This is a genomic window from Pediococcus argentinicus, assembly GCF_001437605.1.
Lineage (GTDB): Bacteria > Bacillota > Bacilli > Lactobacillales > Lactobacillaceae > Pediococcus > Pediococcus argentinicus.
Map to the genome: position 1 here is coordinate 1 of NZ_JQCQ01000056.1, position 4,838 is coordinate 4,838.

The 4,838-nt window shown below is 36.2% G+C and carries 6 protein-coding genes; 3 read left to right on the forward strand and 3 right to left on the reverse strand.

Going from position 1 to position 4,838, the window contains the following annotated elements; translation table 11 throughout:
- Positions 1 to 89 precede the first annotated feature (89 nt).
- Positions 90 to 920, reverse strand: coding sequence for an SDR family NAD(P)-dependent oxidoreductase (locus IV88_RS08710; RefSeq protein WP_057800513.1), 831 nt, complete (start codon positions 918 to 920; stop codon positions 90 to 92).
- A 72-nt stretch (positions 921 to 992) separates the two neighbouring features.
- Between IV88_RS08710 and IV88_RS08715 the strand changes: the two genes are divergently transcribed.
- Entirely contained in the window at positions 993 to 1,346 is a 354-nt protein-coding gene (locus tag IV88_RS08715; RefSeq protein WP_057800514.1) for a MerR family transcriptional regulator, read from the forward strand.
- Between the two features lie 129 nt (positions 1,347 to 1,475).
- Here the strand turns inward: IV88_RS08715 and IV88_RS08720 are convergent, their stop codons facing one another.
- Positions 1,476 to 2,435, reverse strand: coding sequence for a D-2-hydroxyacid dehydrogenase (locus IV88_RS08720; protein ID WP_057800515.1), 960 nt, complete (start codon positions 2,433 to 2,435; stop codon positions 1,476 to 1,478).
- Between the two features lie 175 nt (positions 2,436 to 2,610).
- Between IV88_RS08720 and IV88_RS08725 the strand changes: the two genes are divergently transcribed.
- Positions 2,611 to 3,159 carry a TMEM175 family protein gene (locus tag IV88_RS08725; protein WP_210726809.1) on the forward strand — a complete coding sequence of 183 codons (549 nt, stop codon included), beginning with the start codon at positions 2,611 to 2,613 and terminating at the stop codon, positions 3,157 to 3,159.
- 3 nt (positions 3,160 to 3,162) lie between these two features.
- Here the strand turns inward: IV88_RS08725 and IV88_RS08730 are convergent, their stop codons facing one another.
- A complete protein-coding gene (locus IV88_RS08730; RefSeq protein WP_057800516.1) occupies positions 3,163 to 3,657 on the reverse strand; it encodes a TetR/AcrR family transcriptional regulator in 495 nt (164 codons plus the stop codon).
- A 139-nt stretch (positions 3,658 to 3,796) separates the two neighbouring features.
- On the opposite strand from IV88_RS08730, the gene IV88_RS08735 reads away from it, so the two are divergent.
- On the forward strand, positions 3,797 to 4,744 hold the full coding sequence (locus IV88_RS08735) for an SDR family oxidoreductase (RefSeq protein WP_057800517.1): 948 nt from the start codon (positions 3,797 to 3,799) through the stop codon (positions 4,742 to 4,744).
- Positions 4,745 to 4,838: the final 94 nt, after the last annotated feature.

Here is a 4,838-nt window from a genome sequence, read left to right on the forward strand (position 1 = left end):
GGTCACTATCGACCCTACTTGCACTAGCAATCAAAAGTGGTATTTGAAGAAGTCAAAATAATGCATTGGTCCATAAATATAATGGTCCGCTATAATAGCGGCTGTGTTGACTTCCAAAGACGATCTGCTTGTTCTTTGGAAAAGGATGCGGGTAGTTTAACAATACGTCCACGGTCATCTATAAACTTGCCTGTTAAACCAAGGTATTTATTATTTGTGACCAGTTCAGCACCTATAGGTGAGTTTTTAACTGAAAAGTGCGCAAATATAGACCCCATTAATTTAAGGTACCAAGCGGTTCCACTGCTTAAATGACTATCAGGAATATAGCCTGGATGAAAAATATTAACACTTATTTGTTCCGATGCTAACTTCTCCGAAAGTATCATAGTAAGCAGGATGCGGGCACTTAAAGTATTTGAAATTACAGAATTTGCATTATAATTGTCTGTATTTTGTGATGATTTAAAATCTATATCAGCAATGTGCAAATGTTTGACCAAGAATGGCAATCCACCAACGAGGAGAATCTGGCTACCGTGTCTAAGCAGTGATTTCATGGCCATAATAATCCATACTTGAGATAAGTAATTAATTACAATATTTGTATCCATTCCAGAATTCGTAAGTAAAAGTTTATTTTGGATTGTTCCAATGGTTATAAATAATGCATCAACTTGTTTAATTGATTGACTAATTTTGCTGACTACAGATGTTATATTTACTTTATCACTTAGATCAGCACTGTAAAAAACGATATCATTGTTATGAGTGTTATTTTTAATATAGTCAACAGTGCCATGGTCATTACGACCTACAATTATAATTTTCCATCCTTCATTTGCTAATTGGATAGCGGTATGTCGGCCAACACCAGAGGTCCCACCAAATATTACAGCTTGTTTTTTAATATTATTCATAAAACTCTCCCTTTATGATATTTTTCAGTATTGTATACTATGGAGTAAACTCCATAGCAAGAAGGATTTTTAATGAATAAAATTTTTAGTATGTCAGAAGTTGTGAACGCAACTGGATTATCAAAAGATACATTACGGTATTATGAACGTCTTAAAATAATTCCTAAGCCTAAACGTGATGTCCATGGTTATCGTATGTTCTCAGAAGATGATATTGATTGGATTAATTTAATTAAATTGTTGCGAGAGTATCAAATTCCTACTAAGGATTTAGTTGGAGTAATGGATACAGATATGCGTGAAAGGCGCGATTATCTTAAGACACATCAAACAAAAATTAATACTCAAATCAAAAAATTGCGAACGCTCCAAAATGAATTAAAGCGGAAAATTGAATGGCTGGACAAGTATCAGATTAAACGGTAAGTAAAATAGCACTAATCAAGAGATATATTAATTAAAAAGCCCTAATCCATAAGGAATGGGCCCTTTCAATTTGAATATTGATTGCTAAAATCAATGTTACTCATTAACAGTATAAAATGCATTTATTAACTACTTAACTGTATTTATAGACTTGCCCTTAATAAAACTAGCAAGATTTGATATCGTAATATCGAGCAAGCGTTGACGTGTTTCTAGTGGTGCCCAAGCAATATGAGGAGTTAGATAACAGTTTCGAGATTTTAATAGAGGATTTGAAGTATCAATTGGCTCTGTTGCACTAACGTCCAATCCTGCACCTGCAATTTTTCTGTTATTTAGCGCTTCAGCTAAGTCTAATTCGTTTATCAGTTTACCACGAGCTGTATTGATAATAATGGCATTATGTCGCATTTGACTTATTGTGGATGCATTAATTATTTTTTGTGTTGAAGAATTCAATGGTACATGCAAGCTAATTACATCGGATCGTTTTAAAAGCTCGGTTAACGAGACTTGAGATAGCCAATCTTCGTCACTTTTATGAGTATGTAAACTATTAAAAATAACTTTCATACCAAAAGCATGTCCAATCAAAGCGACCCGTTGAGCGATATTACCGTACCCGATTAGTCCTAATGTTTTTCCGTGTAATTCAATTAATCGTTGATTCCAAAATGTGAAATCCGCACTATTAGCCCATTTTCCATCATGAATAAGTTTGTTATGTTTTCCAACTCCACTTGTTACCTCAAGTAGCAGTGCAAATGTAAATTGGGCTACTGCATCACTAGCATATGTCGGTACGTTAGTCACTGATATATCTAGCTGTTGTGCGGCCTGTATATCGACAACATCAAAACCTGTACCCATGATTCCAATGTATTTCAAATTAGGAAGATGCGATAAAATTTCTCTTGAGATAGGCGTCTTATGTGTTAAAACAACTTCAGCATTTCCAATACGGTTTATAATAGTATCTGGATTATCAACGGGTGTTCGGTCATATAATGTACAAGTACCTAATTGTTTTAACATAGACCAATCTAAATCTTTATTTAAGGCGTAGCCATCAAGCAATATTATTTTCATTATAATTACCCCACTTAGATTAAATTTAATTATGCTTATTGAATAACGATAATCAGGTCCAGTCTAGCACATGTTAATTTGTAGTGGACAAAAGCGTTACTTTGAAAAATTTTGTATGTGAGTTAAGTATTGTAATATTAATGCGTTAGTATAGAAATTAATGAGGTGTTATTGGATGATTAATAAATCAAGGCTTGAGGCGTTTACAGACGCAATTATTGCAATTGTTTTAACGTTGTTAGTACTGGATTTACCAAGACCTGAAACTGGTTCATTGAATTCACTTTTATCAGAGTGGCAGAGTATTTATGTTTATATTATTACTTTTGCTTTATTGATTGCTATTTGGCTTAATCATCATGATTTATTTATTCAAGTAAAAAAAGTTAACCGATCAGTCTTTTGGGCGAATGCCTTATGGCTGCTATTTCAATCTTTTGTTCCTTATATGGCTTCGTGGGTGACACGCTTCCCCAATTCACGATGGCCTGTTTTAGCGTATTTACTAAATGGATTAGCATGGTTATTGTCATTTTTGTTGTTGAGAATGACTTTACGCCGGATAAATCCAGAAATACCAGCGTTCCCCACTAGTATGTTATTGATAATATTTGTTGGTTTTGCAGCTATCATTGCGATTATTATTGTAGCCCCTAATTTGGGCCTGAACTTAATTCCAGTCCACGCTCTGATCAGTGTGCTTCTTGCCAGCAAATATCGTTAATTACTACCCCTCGTTAAAAATGTGATCTAATTCCTCATAGTCAGTGAAAATATTGTATTGTTGATGTGTCACCTGAATCCAGCGTGTGATTGCAGTTACACGGCCAATGAAAAAACTTTGATTGAGCGTTGATATTTCTTGGTGCTGGCTGATTGTCTTCGTAAAGAAAAAGTCAGAAAATGCTTTCACAAATTGTTCGTCATGTGTCTGTGCTTGAATTAATGGTTTCAGGTTAGATGATTTAATCTGGGCGAGCATTCTAAATGGTTGGTGATAGATGTTTTTAGTATCTATTTGTTCATCAAGTAGGACCTTTTCGAAAATATAGTCAAGAAGCGCAAATTTATCAACAAAGTGTTTGTAAAAGGTTGACCTGTTAATTAGGGCAGCCACGGCCAGTTCATTGACTGTGATTTTACTGAAGGGTTCATGGTGTAATAAATCCGTGAATGCTCGTATAATCATTTTTTGTGTTCTGAGTGTGCGTAAATCTGCCATGTGTAAGATTGCCTCCAATTTTATATGCTGTTGTTTTAAACAACACTGTTGTTTATTGTTGCACAAATAATAACATAAAGGTGTTATTGTGTCTCTATTGATCAGTTGTATTGATGACTATGGAAGGCAGGATTAACACATGACAAAAGTATTTATTACCGGTGCAACAGGATTTATTGGCAGCAAGTTAACTAAGGAATTAATTGCAAACGGCTATGAAGTTACTGGATTAACACACTCTGACAACGGGGTAAGCAAGTTGCACCAATGGGGTGCTTCCGTTCTAAAAGGTAGCTTAGAGGATTACGATTTATTGGCTGAAGCCGCTACGCAAGCTGATGCTGTCTTACATCTGGGTATGGGTGTAACCGAGCACTTTAAAACATTTCCAGAAATTTGTGAACTCGATGAACGCGATATTCGTGCCATGGGTGATGCAGTGAAAGGTACCCAAAAACCATTGATTGTTACACATGGAACGGCAGCGATGTTACCAGGTCAGTTCTTCACTGAACAAGATGAGGCCGATGCAGGTTTCCCACAGAGGTCACCACGCAAGTCAGAAGTTGTGGCGCGGGAGTTATTAGCTGAAGGTGTTAACTCCTATGTTGTCCGTTTGGCACCGATTGTCCATGGTGAAGGTGATCAACATCATGGATTTGTTTCTAACATGATTGCAGAAGCCCAAACCAAGGGATTTGTTGAAAATTATAATGGCGGTGAGAACCGTTGGACGGCGGTTCATGTTTTGGATGCTGCACATTTATTCGTCTTGGCATTGGAATACGCATTATCTACACCTGATGGCTTACATTTTTTCAATGCTAATGATGAGGAACAGCTTAAAATGAAGGATCTTCGCAAGGAAATTGGTGCAAAGTTACGGATTGAAGTAAAAGATGTCTATGCGGATCCGCAGCGCGTAGATTCAGCTTTTACGCAAAATGAGGCTGAGTTTCCGGCTCAATATGTGTTGTATGCGATGGATATTCCCGCATCAAGCAAGCTTACGCGGCAGGCGTTAAAGTGGGAACCTACACATCCCCAAATTCTTGCGGATATGAATCACTACTTTGATATTGTTTAAGCGTAAAAAGTGTATATAAAATATTAAGTCACTTGGTAACATTATCCATTCAATTTGAGAATGGCAGCTGGTGAACCAGTAGTCTACGACTTCA

Excerpts from the sequence above, each read along its gene's own strand:
- IV88_RS08710 (WP_057800513.1), bottom strand. The coding sequence starts at position 920 with ATGAATAATATTAAAAAACAAGCTGTAATATTTGGTGGGACCTCTGGT.
- IV88_RS08715 (WP_057800514.1), top strand. The coding sequence starts at position 993 with ATGAATAAAATTTTTAGTATGTCAGAAGTTGTGAACGCAACTGGATTA.
- IV88_RS08720 (WP_057800515.1), bottom strand. The coding sequence starts at position 2,435 with ATGAAAATAATATTGCTTGATGGCTACGCCTTAAATAAAGATTTAGAT.
- IV88_RS08725 (WP_210726809.1), top strand. The coding sequence starts at position 2,611 with ATGATTAATAAATCAAGGCTTGAGGCGTTTACAGACGCAATTATTGCA.
- IV88_RS08730 (WP_057800516.1), bottom strand. The coding sequence starts at position 3,657 with ATGGCAGATTTACGCACACTCAGAACACAAAAAATGATTATACGAGCA.
- IV88_RS08735 (WP_057800517.1), top strand. The coding sequence starts at position 3,797 with ATGACAAAAGTATTTATTACCGGTGCAACAGGATTTATTGGCAGCAAG.